Annotated in this window: 13 protein-coding genes and 1 tRNA gene; 8 read left to right on the forward strand and 6 right to left on the reverse strand. The window is 60.9% G+C overall.

Features of this window, described 5'->3' with window-relative positions; all coding sequences use genetic code 11:
- Positions 1–14: 14 nt before the first annotated feature.
- Positions 15–623 (reverse strand): sugar O-acetyltransferase, encoded by a 609-nt coding sequence (locus Q0K02_RS08680; RefSeq protein ID WP_294487502.1) that lies wholly within the window; start codon positions 621–623, stop codon positions 15–17.
- Positions 624–796: 173 nt separating this feature from the next.
- Positions 797–890: transfer RNA gene (locus Q0K02_RS08685), tRNA-Sec, on the reverse strand.
- Positions 891–1,048: 158 nt separating this feature from the next.
- On the opposite strand from Q0K02_RS08685, the gene Q0K02_RS08690 reads away from it, so the two are divergent.
- The 8 genes from Q0K02_RS08690 to Q0K02_RS08725 all read left to right on the forward strand — a co-directional run bounded on the left by Q0K02_RS08690 (position 1,049) and on the right by Q0K02_RS08725 (position 10,118).
- Positions 1,049–1,756, forward strand: coding sequence for a Bax inhibitor-1/YccA family protein (locus tag Q0K02_RS08690; RefSeq protein ID WP_294487505.1), 708 nt, complete (start codon positions 1,049–1,051; stop codon positions 1,754–1,756).
- A gap of 117 nt (positions 1,757–1,873) precedes the next feature.
- Entirely contained in the window at positions 1,874–2,224 is a 351-nt protein-coding gene (locus Q0K02_RS08695; RefSeq protein ID WP_294487508.1) for a TIGR04076 family protein, read from the forward strand.
- A 69-nt stretch (positions 2,225–2,293) separates the two neighbouring features.
- Positions 2,294–3,409 (forward strand): tetraacyldisaccharide 4'-kinase, encoded by a 1,116-nt coding sequence (lpxK, locus tag Q0K02_RS08700; RefSeq protein WP_294487511.1) that lies wholly within the window; start codon positions 2,294–2,296, stop codon positions 3,407–3,409.
- 56 nt (positions 3,410–3,465) lie between these two features.
- On the forward strand, positions 3,466–6,501 hold the full coding sequence (rnr, locus tag Q0K02_RS08705; protein ID WP_294487513.1) for a ribonuclease R: 3,036 nt from the start codon (positions 3,466–3,468) through the stop codon (positions 6,499–6,501).
- A gap of 227 nt (positions 6,502–6,728) precedes the next feature.
- Positions 6,729–6,965: a DNA-directed RNA polymerase subunit omega gene (gene rpoZ / locus Q0K02_RS08710; protein WP_077072023.1), complete on the forward strand. Its 237-nt coding sequence runs from the start codon at positions 6,729–6,731 to the stop codon at positions 6,963–6,965.
- 23 nt (positions 6,966–6,988) lie between these two features.
- Positions 6,989–8,098, forward strand: coding sequence for a molecular chaperone DnaJ (gene dnaJ / locus Q0K02_RS08715; protein ID WP_294487516.1), 1,110 nt, complete (start codon positions 6,989–6,991; stop codon positions 8,096–8,098).
- 156 nt (positions 8,099–8,254) lie between these two features.
- The gene (locus Q0K02_RS08720) at positions 8,255–8,857 is read left to right on the forward strand and encodes an FmdE family protein (RefSeq protein ID WP_294487519.1); all 603 of its coding nucleotides are present in this window, start codon (positions 8,255–8,257) and stop codon (positions 8,855–8,857) included.
- A gap of 265 nt (positions 8,858–9,122) precedes the next feature.
- Positions 9,123–10,118: a D-alanyl-D-alanine carboxypeptidase family protein gene (locus tag Q0K02_RS08725; RefSeq protein WP_294487522.1), complete on the forward strand. Its 996-nt coding sequence runs from the start codon at positions 9,123–9,125 to the stop codon at positions 10,116–10,118.
- A 325-nt stretch (positions 10,119–10,443) separates the two neighbouring features.
- Here the strand turns inward: Q0K02_RS08725 and hemL are convergent, their stop codons facing one another.
- From hemL to Q0K02_RS08745, 4 genes are all read right to left on the reverse strand, one after another.
- Positions 10,444–11,718, reverse strand: a complete 1,275-nt coding sequence (hemL, locus tag Q0K02_RS08730) for a glutamate-1-semialdehyde 2,1-aminomutase (protein WP_294487524.1) — start codon at positions 11,716–11,718, stop codon at positions 10,444–10,446.
- A gap of 12 nt (positions 11,719–11,730) precedes the next feature.
- Positions 11,731–12,216 (reverse strand): siroheme decarboxylase subunit beta, encoded by a 486-nt coding sequence (ahbB, locus tag Q0K02_RS08735; protein WP_294487527.1) that lies wholly within the window; start codon positions 12,214–12,216, stop codon positions 11,731–11,733.
- Between the two features lie 372 nt (positions 12,217–12,588).
- Complete coding sequence (locus Q0K02_RS08740; RefSeq protein WP_294487528.1) at positions 12,589–14,217, reverse strand: lactate permease LctP family transporter; 1,629 nt, start codon at positions 14,215–14,217, stop codon at positions 12,589–12,591.
- A 579-nt stretch (positions 14,218–14,796) separates the two neighbouring features.
- Positions 14,797–15,297, reverse strand: a complete 501-nt coding sequence (locus Q0K02_RS08745; protein ID WP_294487535.1) for a hypothetical protein — start codon at positions 15,295–15,297, stop codon at positions 14,797–14,799.
- Between the last annotated feature and the right edge of the window lie 991 nt (positions 15,298–16,288).

Here is a 16,288-nt window from a genome sequence, read left to right on the forward strand (position 1 = left end):
GCGGGGAGAGACGCCTAGCTCAGCAGGTGCATCCTGGAATCCCGCTCGGAAATCTTCCTGACCGGCTTTGCAGGAACGCCGAGGGCCAGCCATCCGGCGGGAATGTCGTGCGTGACCACGCTGCCTGCGCCCACGACCGCGCCCTTTCCTATGGTCACTCCGTCGATGACGGCAACATTGGCCGCCAGCCAGACGTCGTCTTCAATATGAATTTCTCCCGCGAACTCCGACGTGGACACGTGGCCGTCAGGATAGGTCATGCGTATGCGTTCATCCGCAATGAGGGGATGGTTGGAACAAAGAAGGCTGACGTTGGGCCCGAACATCACATTGTTGCCGATGACGACTTTCCCGTCGTCAAAGATGAGCAGATTGAAGTTCGCGAAAAAGTTGTCGCCGATGAACGTGTGGCAGCCGTAATTAAACTGGATGGGCCCCTGAAAGTAATAATTGCTGCCGATGCTTCCTATGAATTTTCGTATGAGCGGCAGCCTTTCAGGATCATATTCATCCATGGCGTTGAACTTCCGGCACAGCTCGTGCGCCACATGCTTGATGTCCTTGAGTTCCCGACATCTCGCATCAAAAAGCCTTCCTGCAAAAATCTTTTCTTCTTCCGTCATAGTCGCCTCTCATCCGGCATGATCCAGAAAAACGCCGCCCGCGAGCTGCCCGACGCTGCCGCCGCATGCCGCCCACTTCGGCAAAGAAACGCCATAAGAGCGCGCAAGGCAGCGCAGAAAAAGGAAAGCCCCACGAAGCCGTTGAAGCTTCATGAGGCTTTATGCGCGTCTTTTGGCGGAAGCGTATAGGAGTCGAACCTACCTCAGACCTCTCAGCCTGACACTGGTTTTGAAGACCAGGCGCAACACCGGTTACGAGACGCCTCCGCCAGCGAACATAAAAAAAACGACACCTTGCGTCAAGCTCGGAAATTTTCTTTTCCCTCAGCGCCTTGCATTAAGGGGCAAGAAGCCTTATTGTTATCCTGAATTCGCAGAATTATTGCGGCAAACCTCGCCATTTACCCCTTCGGGAGGAAACATTCATGAATAACACGTCTCGCGACCAGGTGCAGAGCTACGGACGCTCCAGCGTTGCCGTTTACATGCAGCAGGTCTATCTCTGGATGACGGCGGCTCTCGGCGTCACTGCGCTCGCCGCCGTGTTCACGGCCTCCAACATGGCCATCATGCAGTTTCTGTTCACCAACACCATCATGATGATTCTGCTCATGGTGGCCGTCATCGGTCTTTCCATGTTCATCACCGCCAGAATGCACGTGCTCTCCGCAGGCACGGCCACCGGCCTGTTCCTGCTGTATTCCGTGCTCATGGGCGTGTTCCTCGGCCCGGTGCTTCTGGTGTACACCGGCTCTTCCGTGGCTCAGGCCTTCATCGTCACCGCGGGCATGTTCGGCGGCATGAGCGTGTTCGGCATGGTCACCAAGCGTGATCTTTCCGGCATGGGCAGCTTCATGATCATGGGCCTGTGGGGCATCCTGCTCGCCAGCCTCGTGAACGCCTTCATCGGCAACTCCGCCGTTGACCTCACCATCAGCGTGCTCGGCGTCATCATCTTCACCGGCCTCACCGCCTACGATACGCAGAAGCTCCGCATGATGGGCGAAAGCGCTCCCGTGGACGACAGCCTTGCCATGCGCCGCGGCGCGCTGCTCGGCGCGCTCACCCTGTACCTCGACTTCATCAACATGTTCCTCATGCTGCTCCGCCTTCTCGGCAACCGCAACAGCTGACGCTTATGGAAGGCCGCGGCTGAACGTCGCGGCCTTCCTCTTCCCTCTTTTCTCAGGCCGGCTTTTCGCCGGCCGTTCGCATGTACGCCATCCATTGACCGCAACGGGGCTTCCGACATGAAACGCGTGCGCATCACCGTTCTGAAAACCACCTTCGACGAACCCCTTGCCAGAGAATACGGCGTCGAAGGCCTCGGCCCCTGCCCCATGCTCAAGGCCGGACAGGTCTTTTACGCCGACTACGCCAAGCCCGCGCACTTCTGCGATGAAGCGTGGAAGGCCGTCTATCAGTACGTGTTCGCGCTGGCCCACGGCACGGGCGACGAACTCTTCTACTACGGCGACTGGATAAAAACGCCGGGCGTGGCCATCGTGAGCTGCAACGACGGTCTGCGCCCCGTCATCTTCAAGCTGGAACGCACGGACGAAGAGGCCGTCATCGACTACACGCCCGTCCGGCACGAATAACCCGCATACCGACGGATGCCTGCCCACGGAATCCGTCTGGGCTTGAACGTCTTTCCGCCCGGTGCCGCCATGGCAGAACGCCACCCCCTGCAAAACATTCTCGCGCCGATTCTGCTGCCCCTCTCCCTGCTCTACGGCTTCGGGGGCAGCCTCCGCCGCCGCATGACGCGCCGCGGACTGCTCCGTCAGTGGAAACCGCCCCGGCCCTGCGCCTCCGTGGGAAACATTTCCTGGGGCGGCACGGGCAAAACGCCGGTCACGGACTGGCTGCTCGATCACGCCTCGCGTCACAGCCTTCGCGCCGCCGTGCTCACGCGCGGCTACGGCGCGCATCCCTCGTCTCTGCCCCTGCGGGCGGCCCCCGGCGTGCCCCCTGCCGAATGCGGCGACGAACCGCTCATGCTGGCCACGCGCCATCCCGACGCCGTGATCATGGTCGATCCCGACCGCAACCGCGCGGGAGAGCGCGTGGAATCCGAATTCTCTCCCGACTTCTACCTGCTCGACGACGGCTTTCAGCACCTCTCCACGGGGCGCGATCTCGATCTCGTGCTCCTCGACAAGGACGACGTGCGCCTCACCCCCGCTCCGGGCCGCCCCCCCTCCAACTGGAACCGCGTCATTCCCGCGGGAAGCTGGCGCGAACCGGAATCCGGCCTGCGCGACGCCGGAGCCTATCTCATCAAGGCCGAACCGGAAGAGTGGCCGGAACTTGTTCCGGCGCTGAAACAGCGCCTCCGGCAGTATCCCCGCCCGGTCTTCGCCTTCCGCATGGAGCCTGCGGGTCTTCGCCCCCTGAACGCGGACGCCGCGCCGCTTTCCGACGCGTCCGCCGTGCCCGGAGCCTACGTCTTTGCCTGCGGCATCGGCGATCCTTCCCAGGCTCTGCACACGGTTTCCGCCTTTCTCGGCAAAAGCCCGGAACGCATGCTGACCTTCCCCGATCACCACGACTTTTCCGGGGAAAAATCCCGTCTTGAAGCCCTGCGCCTGCCCGTCGTCTGCACCGCCAAGGACGCCGTCAAACTGCGTCCGCTGGGGCTTTCCGTTCCCTGCTTTTCGCTGGAAGTCTCGGCCCGGTTCTTCGCCTCCCTGAGCGCCGACGCGCTGACCGGCGACTGCGCCGCGCCCGGGCCGGATTTTGAAACCTGGTGGAGCGCCTGGCTGCGCAAACACCTCGGCTGAACGCGCCCTTTTGCGGCGCATCATTGCGGCATTCCTGAAATGCCTCTGGAAATATCATGAAAAAACAAGAAGATTTCGACGAACAGCTCTTGTTCGACATTCTCGAAAAAGCCGGACGCCCCCTGCGTCTCGACGACATTCTCCGCATCGGAGCCTTTTCCCGCAAGCTCAAGCGGGACATTCTGGAAGCCCTGCACGATCTGGCCCGCAACGGCGAGATCGTCCGTCTGGAAGGCGGAAGCTGGGTCATGGCCGACGCGCTCAAACGACGCCGCGGCATTCTTGCCACACAGCGTTCCGGCGCGGCCTTCGTGACGCCCGAAGACGCCGAGGCCCGCTCCGGACAGGACATCTACATTGCGCCCGACGACGTGGGCGACGCCTGGAACGGCGATCTGGTGGACGTCATGCTGCTGCCCCGCAAGCGCGGAGCCTTCAAAAAGCAGGAAGGACGGGTCATCGCCGTGGTGCGCCGCGGTCAGACCGACGTGGTGGCGCGCGTGCTGCGCAGGGGAAAGACCGAAGGCACGGCACTCTGTCGTCCTGCGGATTCGCGCCTGACCTTCGACGTGCTGGCCGACGTGTCCGCGCTGGAAAAGACGCCCGAGGAAGGCGAACTGCTCCGCGTGAGCATCGCGGACAAGCTGGAAGAGCACGGCGAACGACATCTCTGGTCGGGGCGGGCCGTGGCCGATCTCGGCATGGAAAACGACGCCGCGGTGCAGGAGCGCTTCACCAAGCTGAACAACGGCATTCCCACGGAATTTCCCGACAACGTGGTGGCCGAAGCGGAAGCGGCGGCCGCCGCGCCGTGGAGCGACAAGGCATCTCTTGAAGATCTGCGCGGGGAAATGCTGGTCACCATCGACGGCGAGGACGCCCGCGACTTCGACGATGCCGTGTGCGCCTGCCGCACGGCGGAGGGCTGGCGTCTTCTCGTGGCCATTGCGGACGTCTCCCACTACGTGCGCCCGAGAACGGCGCTGGACAAGGAAGCGCGCGACCGCGGCAACTCGTACTATTTTCCCATGTCCGTGGAGCCCATGCTGCCGGAATCGCTGTGCAACGGCGTGTGCAGTCTGCGTCCAAACGAGGAGCGCCGCTGCATGGCAGTGGACATGCGCCTCGACGAAAACGGCAATCTGACGGATTCCCGTTTCTGCAACGGCCTCATGATTTCCCGCGCCCGCCTGACCTACCGCGAAGTACAGGCCGCGCTGGACGATCCGCAGGGTGAAGCCGCCGCAAGCATCGAGCGCCGGGCCCCCGGCGTGACCGCCATGCTCCGGGAGGCCGCGGAACTTGCCGCCGTGCTCATGGAGCGGCGTCACCGTCAGGGCGGACTGGACTTCGACATTCCCGAAGCGGAGTTCGTGGTGGAAGAAAAGAACGGCGTTTCCTGCGTGACGGGCATCCGCAACAGGGAGCGGCTGTTCAGTCACCGGCTCATCGAAGCCTTCATGGTGCGCGCCAACGAGGCCGTGGCGGAATTTCTCACCCGTAAGAACGCGCCTCTGCTCTACCGCGTACACCCCGCGCCCGGCCCGGACAGGCTGGAGGAACTCTATCACACCCTGCGCGCCACCGACGCCGATCTGCCCCTGCCGAAGGCGGCCAAGGCCACGGTTCCCGGCTGGCTCACCCATGTGCTGGATGCGGCCGCAGGCACGGATCAGGCCTTCGTGGTGAGCCGCCTTGCCCTGCGCTCCATGATGCAGGCCCGCTACTCGCCCGAGGAAGACGGGCACTTCGGCCTCGGCTCGGCGTGCTACTGTCATTTCACCTCGCCCATACGGCGCTACGCCGACCTTGTGAACCACCGCGCCTTGCGCTATGTTCTCGGCCTCGATACGGGCGGCCCCCTGCCCGCGGGACACAAGCTGCTGGAAACCGCCGAACAGTGCAACAGCCGCGAACGCGTCGCCACCGACGCCGAGCGGGAAATCGACAGGCGCATGGGCTGCCTGCTGCTGACGGGCCGCACGGGCGAAACGTTTGCAGGCGTCATCAGCGGCGTCATGAATTTCGGCTTTTTCGTGGAGCTCGACGGCATGCCGGTGGAAGGCATGGTGCGGGTGGAGACGCTGGGCCGGGACTACTACATATTTGATGAGGAAAGGCAGGAGCTGCGCGGCGAGCACAGCGGCGAAGCGTTCCGCCTCGGACAGAAAGTGACCGTGAAACTGACCGGCGTACACGTCGGCCGACTGGAGATAGACTTGGAATATCAGAAAGATGAAGAAGGACGCCGTCCGTTCCGTCGCCGTGACGGAAACGCGTCCCGCAAGGACCGCTTTGAAGACAGGGATGGCCGGGAACACCGTTCCGGCCGCCGCGCCTTTGCCGACAGAAAGGGCTTCCGCCCGCGCCGCGACGACGAGGAACTGAAGCGTCAGCGCCGCTACGCCTCCGACTCCTGGGACGAAGAGAGCCCGCGCGAAGAATCCTTCCGCGAACGCGCCCCCCGCAAGCCCTGGAACAGGGATCGCCGCCGCGAAAACGGAGACGACGAACGCGATTTTCGCGCCGGACGCAAGCCGTTCGGCAGAAAGCCTTCGTTCCGCAGGGACGAGGATCGCTTTGCCGACGGCGAGCAGCACGGCGAACGCCGCTTCGACGGACGCCGTGAAGAACGCCCCTTCCGCGACGAGGAACGTTCGTTCCGCCGCGGCGATGAGGAACGCCGTTCCTTCCGTCCCCGCCGCCGCTTCCACGAGGAAGGGGAAGAGCGGGAAGAAGGCCGCTTCTTCCGCTCTGGACGGGGCGAAGACGAACACGGTCGCAGAAGCGGACGCTTCGACAAGCCCTTCGACCGCGCGCGTCGTCCCTTCCCGAAGCGCCGCGACCGCGACGACGAAGAACGCTCCTTCCATGAAGACCGCCGTTCCTTCCGTTCCCGTGACGACGAGAACCGGGAACGCCGCTTCGACGGTCGCCGCGAAGAGCGCGGATTCCGCGATCACAGCTTCCGTCCCGGCAAGGGCCGCGCTCACCGCGATCATGACGGCTTCCACGGCGCGCCCGACGACTTTTTCGCCATCAAAACGGAGCCGGAAGCGCCGACGCATCGTTTCGGTCGCCGCAAAAAGTAGCTGCGGCGGCATGCCGATCTCGCATCCGGCATCTCCAGACCCGGGAAAGACGTGCTTTCCCGGGTCTGGACTCGCATTCAAATACTTGACAACATTTGCCGCTCCAGATAAAAAAAATGGTTCGGCATCATGCCGCAAGTCGTATTTTCCCTGCGCCTTCCGGCGCGGGTCATCACCTGTTTCTGATATCACCCGGATCGCCCGGATAAACTTTCTGGAGGCATTTCATGGCCCGTATTACCGTTGAAGATTGCCAGCGCCGCGTAGACAACCGTTTTCTTCTCGTGCAGATGGCCATCAAGCGTGTACGTCAGTTCCGCGAAGGCTACGAACCTCTGGTTGACAGCAAAAACAAGGAAGTCGTCACGGCCCTGCGCGAAATCGCCGCGGGCAAGGTGCTGCCTGAAGACAAGCGCTTCTACACCCCCGTGGAAGGCGAAACCACGCCCGATCTTGACGACTAAGCCCTGTTGTACGGAACATTTTCATGAGCAAGCGCGATTATTATGAAATTCTGGGCGTCTCCAGAGATGCTTCGGACGACGAGATAAAGCACGCCTACCGAAAGCTGGCGCTCAAGTATCATCCCGACCACAATCCGAACAATCCCGAGGCGGAACAGAAGTTCAAGGAAGCCGCGGAAGCCTACGACGTACTGCGCAATCCCGAGCGTCGCGCCAACTATGACCGCTTCGGCACCGCCGATCCCGGCATGGGCGGCTCCTCGTTCAACAGCGCCGAGGACATCTTCGCGCAGTTCGGCGACGTGTTCGGCGATCTGTTCGGCTTCGGCGGTTCCCGTTCCCGCGGGCCCCGTCCCCAGCAGGGCGATGATCTGCGCTACAACATGACCATCTCTTTCCGCGAAGCCGCCAAGGGCACGGAAAAGGCCATCAAGATTCCCCGCCACGTCACCTGCCCCGAGTGCAACGGCTCCGGCGCGGCCAAAGGCTCTTCGCGCGAAACCTGCAAAAAGTGCGGCGGTTCCGGTCAGGTGGCCATCCGTCAGGGCTTCATGCAGTTCGTGCAGCCCTGCCCCGCCTGCCACGGCCGCGGCTTCACCATTCCCAAGCCCTGCCCCAAGTGCAAGGGCGAAGGCATTGTGGAAACCGTGCGCGAACTGTCCGTGCGCATTCCCGCCGGCGTGTACGACGGCGCGCGCCTGCGCCTGCGCGGCGAAGGCGAAATGGGCGTCCACGGAGGCCCTCCCGGCGATCTTTACGTGGTGCTCCACGTGGAGGACGACGACGTCTTCGAGCGCGACGAACAGAATCTCGTGTACACCGCCACCATCACCTTCCCGCAGGCGGCGCTCGGAACCCGCATCCAGATTCCCAGCCTGAACGAAGGGGAAACGCTCGATCTCGACATTCCCAAGGGCACGCAGAACGGCAAGATTTTCCAGATCCGCGGCAAGGGTCTCAAATATCCCGGCGAAAAGCGCACGGGCGACCTTCTGGTGCGCGTGGTGGTGAAAACCCCCACCAAGCTCACCGCCGAACAGGAAAAGCTCCTCAGGGAATTTGAAAAGCTTACCGAAGAACAGAACAAGCCCGGCATTTTCGACAAGGTCAAAAAAGCCATGGGCATGGAATAATTCCGCTCTCAACCGGCTTTCAGAGGCCGCTTCCGCAAGGAAGCGGCCTTTTTTACGCGCATCTTATCATACCCAACGGCGACGTTGCGCTCTAAAAAAGAAAAAAGGCCCGGTACGCATCGTCTGCGGCCAACGTCAACCACGAGCGCAACTCTCATGATTCCCTTCACTTCCTTCGACGACTTCATGGACACCGCCCGCAGCTTCCACGGCGCGGCCACTCCCGGCATGATGCTTGCCGCCTTCATGACCGAACTTGCCCTGCATTCCATGGGCAGAACAAAGCACTTTCACGCCCTTTGCGAAACCGACCGCGACCTTCCCGACGCCGTTCAGCTGCTCACGCCCTGCACCGCGGGCAACGGACGCCTGCACGTGCTCGATCTCGGACGCTTTGCCCTCACGCTCTTCCGCACGCCCGGCGGCAAAGGCGTGCGCGTGTACCTCGACCTCGTCAAAACGGCGGGCTGGCCCCACATCCGCCGCTGGGCCCTCCAGGAACCGATGGCCGACGAGCGCTCCCTCGTGCGGCTGGAGAGCGAAATACGCAAGGCCGGCATTGCCGTGCTCTCGACATCCTCGGTGCAGGTGCGCGCCGCCTTCCTGCGCGAAACGCCCCCGGAACCCATGACCGCCTGCATAAGCTGCGGCGAACCGCACCCCGCCCGCATGGGCGCGCTCTGCCCGGCCTGCGCCGGACGCTCGCCCTACGAGCCGAAACTCCCCGCCGTGACGGCGCCAGGAAGCGAGTTCATCTGAACCTCGCTGCGACCTCTCTTTTTTTCTCCTGATTTTCCTGAATATTTTTCTTTTCCATCACAAAAAAATCTTCCTGAGGTCACGGAACTAAATTGTTACAAAAGGCGTTGCAGGCTTGCCGCTCAGGAAAAAATTGTCTAAAAAATTCACATGGAGCTCGCGCATCCTGTTCCGAAAAACGTTTCCGGAACGTGCCGCCCATCTCCGTTTCTTCGGAAGCCGCAGTCTGGAAGGCGCAATTTCATGAGCTGAATCAGGAATCATCATGCCCAGCCAACACCCGTTTTACGGCTTCCGCCGCATCCTTGCCCTCGCTGTCGCCTTCTGTCTGCTCTGCGCCTCCAGCGCGCTGGCCCGGCCCATCAACGCCAAAAGCGCCATTCTCATGGACGTGACCACCGGCCGCATTCTCTACGAACAGCGCGCCGACATGAAGATTCCCCCGGCCTCGCTCACCAAGGTCATTTCCATGTACGTGGCCATGAACGCCATCAGCAGCCGCAAGGTCGATTATCACGACAAGGTTAAAATCAGCGCCGCGGCCGCCCGCACCGGCGGTTCCCGCTTCGGCCTGCGGGCCGGAGAACGGGTGACGCTCGACAAGCTGTTCTACGGCATGGCCGTGGCTTCGGGCAACGACGCCAGCGTGGCCGTGGCCGAACACGTGGCGGGCTCCACCTCCGCCTTTGTTTCCCGAATGAACTCGCTGGCCAGACGCCTGGGCATGAAAAACACCCGCTTCGTCAACGTGCACGGTCTGCCCGCCAAAGGGCAGATCACCACGGCGCGGGACATGCTCAAGCTTGCCAGAGCCTATCAGGCTCACTATCCCAGAGCCCGAAAGTATCATCTTGCCCGCTCCGTCACGCACCGCGGCCGCACGGAACCCAACCACAACCCCCTCGTCGGCCACTACGCCGGTCTCGACGGTCTGAAAACCGGCTGGGTCACCGCCGCAGGCTACAACATCATCGTCACGGCGCGCCAGCGCGGCCACAAGCTCATTGCCGTCATTCTCGGAGCGCCCAACACGGGCGTGCGCGCCGCAGAAGCACGCCGCCTGCTCAACGCCGGATTCGCCGCCGTGGCCAAAAAGAAAAGCACCGCCATCGCCGAGCTCGGCGTCTCGGCCAAGCAGGCCCGGCAGCTCAAAAAATCCACCAGCTATTCCCCGCCGCGCAAGGTGCAGAAAAAACGTCCTTCCCGGAAATCCGCCGCGGCCGCGCAGCGCCAGTCCGCGCGAAAGAAGACCTCCCGCTGACCTTCTCCCGCCCGAAACGACCGCGCCCCGCATTTCCCCGCGCATGTTGCCAAACACGCTCCGACAGTCCGCCGGAGCGTGTTTTTTGCGCTTCCGCCGTTACCGCGACGCCGACCACGCCGGGAACGAAACCGCATTCCCCGCCGTCGCCCCGGCCTCTCGCTCTGGAAACAGACGCCGCGCTCAAAAAATTCTGCTCCGAGCTCCCGCGCGTTTTCCCCTTTCTGTCACACTCGGCCCGACCGAACAGCACTTCTCAGCAGCGACAAAAAAACGCGGAGCTCCGCAACGGAACTCCGCGTTTTTTTGTTGAAGCGTCTGACGACTAGAACTTCACGTTGCGGGCCGCGTCCAGCGCCCTGGCGAAATCCTCGTCGCTGTGCGCAAAGGAAAGCATGTTGGCTTCAAAGGCCGAAGGCGCCATGAAGATGCCCTGCTCGCGCATCTGCTTGTAGAAGGTCTCGAAAAGTTTCTGATCCGTGGTCTGCACGCTCGCAAAGTCCATGAGAGGCGCTTCCGTGAAATACACGGTGAACAGCGAGGCAATGTGCGGAATCTGCACCGGCACGCCCTTCTCTCTGAGTATCTCCTGCAGTTCCTCCACGAACGCATGCACGCGACCTTCCAGAGCGCCGTAATCGGCGTGCTTGAGAATGTTCAGCGTGGCCAGTCCGGCGGCCATGGCCAGCGGATTGCCCGACAGCGTGCCCGCCTGATACACTTCGCCCTCCGGCGCAATGTGACGCATGAGGTCGGCCCGTCCGCCGTAGGCTCCCACGGGCAGACCGCCGCCGATGATTTTGCCGAACGTGGTCAGATCGGGCATGATGTCGAAACGGCCCTGCGCGCCGCCGTAGGAAAGACGGAATCCGGTAATCACCTCGTCGAACACCAGCAGCGCGCCGTATTTCGAGCACAGTTCGCGCAGTCCACGCAGAAATCCCGGCTGAGGCAGGATCAGCCCCATGTTGCCCGCCACGGGCTCCACAAAGAGCGCCGCAATCTGATCGGGCCAGGCCTCGAAGAGCGCCTTCACCGCGCCCAGATCATTGTAGGGCGCAAGCAGTGTGTCGGCCACGGTGGCCGCCGGAACGCCCGGCGTGCCGGGAATCGAAAACGTGGCTACGCCGGATCCCGCGCTGGCCAGAAAAGCGTCGCCGTGACCGTGATAGCCGCCGATGAACTTGATCATCTTGTCGCGGCCGGTCACGCCGCGGGCCAGACGCAGCGCGCTCATGGTGGCTTCGGTGCCGGAATTCACCATGCGCACCATCTCCACGGAAGGCAGCGCCGAACACACTTCTTCGGCAAGGCGGACTTCATCCTCGCAGGGCGCGCCGTAGCTCGTGCCGCGCGCCGCGGCCTTGCAGATGGCTTCCGTCACGGCAGGATGCGCGTGCCCCACCAGCATGGGGCCCCAGGAGCCGAGAAAATCGATGACGTCGTCGCCGTCCGCCGTGGTCAGATGCGAACCTTTGGCGTCGGCAATGAACAGCGGGTCGGCATGAACGTTGCGGCACGCCCGCACGGGACTGTTTACCCCGCCGGGAATAAGCTCCTGGGCGTGGACGAAAAGATCATGGGAACGTTTGGTTTGCATGGCTTGCTCCTGTTACTCTGACGGCTCCGCAAAGTACGTCATGGAAATCTTTTTCAGCTCTTTGAGGCTCTCCAGAATTTCGTATTGTTCCAGAGAGGTGGTGCGACGCAGCTCTTCGACCACGTCGAGACAGTCCTGTTCGCTCTTGCCGTGAATCATGGTGTAAAACGTGTACGGCCACGCCGGATACGGGCTCGGACGATAGTAGCAGTGCGATATGCGCGGATGTTCCGCCGCCTTTCTGCCCACCTCGTCCACTTCGTCCGGGGAGACCATCCACGCCACCATGGCGTTATGCGTCCAGCCCGTGCGCTGATGCTTGATGCTCGCGCCGAAACGACGGATGGCGCCCGACTCCTTGAGCCGGGACAAGAGCGCAATCACTTCCTCTTCCGTGGCGCCGACGGCGGCCGCCATATCCGCATAGGGAGTGAGCGAATCGGGTATGCTTTTCTGAGCGATGCGAAGAATGGCCTGTTCCTTTTCCGTAAATTCCATGGCAAGCCCCGTTGTGGTGAAGAAATTCGACGGGAAGTATAGCCGCACCGCGCAGCGGAAGCAAGAGACGGCGCGCACATGGTCCGGCGAAGTCCGTGCTTTTGCGACGCAACGCCGCTCCGCCCTCCCGCACGCATGGGGAATCCCCCATGTCGGAGCTCGAAGCGCTGCTCGCCAGCTCCGCCCCGCCCGTGGGGGGGGGAACTTTTGCCGGCCCGAGGAACAGACGCAAAACGGGCGCAGACGGTCTTCCGACCAGTCTGCGCCCGTCTGCGGAGTGCCCCGACAAGAGGCGGGAACCGCTCCGACCCCCCGAAGCGATTCCCGCATTGGTTTGCATGGACACTCTCCATGCAGATCCCGTCTTCCTTCTTACGGAAGCATCCAGCTCAGGAAGCCGGCCTGGCAGTAGGCCAGCACGCAGAGAATAAGCGTAAGCGCGATGCTGTGTCCCAGAGCGAAACGGAAAAGATTGCCTTCCTGGCCGACCATGTTGGTCGCCGAGGTGGCCACGCTGATGGACTGGGGAGAGATCATCTTGCCGGTCACGCCGCCCACGGCGTTGGAGGCCACGGCCAGTTCAGGCGGAATGCCGACGGCGGTGGCGGTGGTGTGCTGCATGCTGCAGAACAGCGCGTTGGACGAAGTGTCGGAACCGGTGAGGAACACGCCCAGCCAGCCGATGAGGGGAGCAAAGAAGGGGAAGAAGCTGCCGGTCTTGGTGAAGGCGAGGCCGAGGGTGGAGCTCATGCCGGCGTAGTTCATGAGGAAGGCCAGACCGAGCACGCTGGCGATGGTGAGAATGGGGAAGCGCAGCTGATGCAGGGTGGTGAAGAAGCACTTCACGGCCTTGGCGTAGGAATAGCCGGGCATGAGAGGCACGGCGATGAAGCCGGAAAGCAGGATGGCGGTACCGCCGGCGGACACCCAGCCGAAGGTGAACACGGCCGCGTAGGGAGATTCGGTGGCCACGATGGGAGCGGCGCGATTGACCATGCCGTCAAGCAGCGGCCAGGCGAAGCTGGGAGCGGAGATGCTGTTCAGGATGCTCTTGAACTGAGGCAGGCCCCACAGGAAGACCATGACGGCCAGAATGAGATAGGGGCCCCAGGCGCGGAGCACGACCTTGCCGGAATAGCCGGGACCGTCGGTGCTGATGGCGGGATCTTCGGCAAAACGGAAAATGGAGCTGGGCTTCCAGAAGCGGAGCAGCACGAGCAGACCCACGATGGTGGCGATGGCGGACATGATGTCGGGCAGGGTCGGTCCGTGATAGTTGGCGAACACGAACTGCGCGCCGGCAAAGCAGACGCCGGCCACGAGGATGGCGGGCAGAATTTCCATGGAGCGACGGACGCCGCACATGACGATGCTCAGCCAGAACGGAATGATGATGGCAAGCAGGGGAAGCTGACGAGCCGCCACCTGGCTGATGAGGTTGGGATCCATGCCGGACACGCTGGCGGCGGTGAGCACGGGCGCGCCGATGGCGCCGAAGGCCACGGGAGCCGTGTTGGCGATGAGGCAGAGACCGGCGCCGTAGATGGGATTGAAGCCCAGACCGGCGAGCATGGCCGCGGTGATGGCCACGGGAGTGCCGAAGCCGGCGGTGCCTTCCAGGAAGGAGCCGAAGGCAAAGGCGATGAAGATGGTCTGCAGGCGACGGTCGGGCGTCACGCGGGCCAGAGAATCCTTGATGATTTCAAATTCACCGGATTCCACGGTCATGTTGTACACCCAGACCGCGGTGATCACGATCCAGATGATGGGGAACAGACCGTTGGCAATGCCGAGTCCGACGGAGCTTATGGCCGTCACTATGGGCATGCGCCATATAAGAATGGCGATGACAAAAGCGGAAGCGAGTCCGGCCAGCGCAGCAATGTGTCCCTTGGCTCGTTTAATGGCCAGCATATAAAGCAGAATGACAAGCGGAATGGCCGCAATACATGCCGAAACTACTTCACTGACGACTGGATCATAGACTTGGGTCCACGCCATACTATTCCCCCATGAATTAAAATGATCATCACAGCAGATGCTCTTTAAAAAAAGTATCTGAATAAGCCTATGATGATAGGATTATAAAAAATAAAAAATCTTCGCAAGTATCCGGGACAAGCGTAAAAAGAAACAACATTTATTGAAATTTTAATAACTTTTTTTCAGGAAAAATAAAATATATATCTTTATAACTTATTGTTATCATTTATATTTAAAAAATGTTTCACAAAAATGACCTTTTTGTGCGCTCCGGGGAGCGTTACTTTGAACGAACATGAAAAAATGTATCAGCACAAGCTGTTATCGACTGTTTGTTTGCTCAATCCTATATTGTGATTTATTTCTTTATACGACGGTTCAACCACAGATTCTCATGCTGAACGACAAAATTATCAAAAAAAATTTTGTTTTCTCTGCGCGGACTGCCGTATTCTCCCCATTAAATCAGTGTGGAATTTCTTTTCTCCCCAAAACGACACAAAAATATTCGTCTTTTCTCCCGGGCGTTCACAAGCCCGAGCACTGAAGGCCTGCTCCCGGAAGTCTTGCAGCCGTCGAGCAATGAGGCCGTGCTCCCTATTTCCGTGCCGACATTCCCGGAGTCAGGATGTTGCAGCTACCAGCTTTGCAGCAAAAAATATTTCGGCGGGCGCTCGCGCCTTGGTACGGGCCGTCGGCATCCAAGAAACGGCAATCAGGAACAAAAATCTGGTATTGCAGGAAAGCTCTAAAATATGTTTCTCCGCCTCCGGCGGCCTGGCCCAGCAGTCCAGCCGCTTGCGCTGTGAAAGAGAGGCAAACGCCTGTTCTTACTTTCAGGGAGTCGCCTCCAATCGCCACGGGAACAACCCGCAACGAAGGGGCTTCCATTTCAGAGAAAAACACTCTCTGAACCGACGACAACGCCGCACAGCTGTTTGTCATCCGTCTTGCTGTGAGACTTTCCGAAAGAAAAATCTTTTCCCGGCCTCTGAGGCGTTTTCTTTGCCAGGGAAAGGAGTAGGGATGCTCCAGATTCAAAACAGTCGCCACACGGCTTCTGAACGCCTGAACCGGAGAGATCTGAACGGGGGGCATGTCGCCTGCACACCGTTCTTCCGGGAAGGGGCAATAATGCGTCAGACTTCAAGGAGCCGGGGGCAAAAAAGCGCATGACCTTTTCCATCCAGAGCCCGCGTCGTCCCCGGCTCCCTGCGTTCAACAAGTTTTGCCGAAGCGTCCGCTCCTCCGAACTTCTTCTCACTTTATCCGCACAGCCTGCGGGGCGCTTCTGACAAACTTTTGGCACCGGCCCTGCTCTTCCGCAGTCCGCAATGCCTCAACGTGATGAGCTTTTGCAAAATCATGTCTAAGAAAGGCATTGGCCAACGCCTCAACAAAAAAATCAAAGAGAGCATCCCCCTAAACAGCGAGCCCTTCCTCGCCTGCCGATCCTCAACGTCAGGCGGCGGCACTTCATCGCCGACGCTCCACTGCAACGGGGAAAAGAGAAAAAATATTTTTCGCCGAAGAAACAACAAACTGCAAAGCGTCAGGACTGCGCCTGCACGGCAATGCTGTTCTGACCGTCAAAGGCCTCAGCCGAACTCTGAAATCTTCGTCCGGCCGACTCCGCCGCTGCAATGTTTTTCTTTTGAAGGCCCTTCCGCCTGAAAAAAATGCAGCCCAGCTAGGCCGAGCAAGGCGCGAGCGGCAACAGGCATCTTTCCAAACAGGAAAGCCCGATGTCGCGGATGTCGTGGGAGGCCCCTCGATTTTTCTCTACAAACTTTCTCCCGCTGCCTGCCGCCGCGATAATTTTCCTTTTCAGTCGCTTCCCCTGTCGCGGGGCTCCTCGATCAGCCTCTGAAACATTTCTCCCGTCAGGCCCACCGCTGCGGAAATTTTCTTCGCTGCTCTCTTCCGCCGCCTGACCGTCCGAAGAAATTAAAACAAAAAAAGGAAGGAACCCCGAAGCGGCGATTCCTTCCCTCTACATGCCTTCTGCAAGTGCAGGTCTTTAAACGACGAAAGGCTCCTCTTCAGGAGCCTTTCTAAAGATAACCTTGGCATCGGCCTACTTTCCCAC

Origin of the sequence: uncultured Mailhella sp. (genome assembly GCF_944324995.1) — a bacterium.
Lineage (GTDB): Bacteria > Desulfobacterota > Desulfovibrionia > Desulfovibrionales > Desulfovibrionaceae > Mailhella.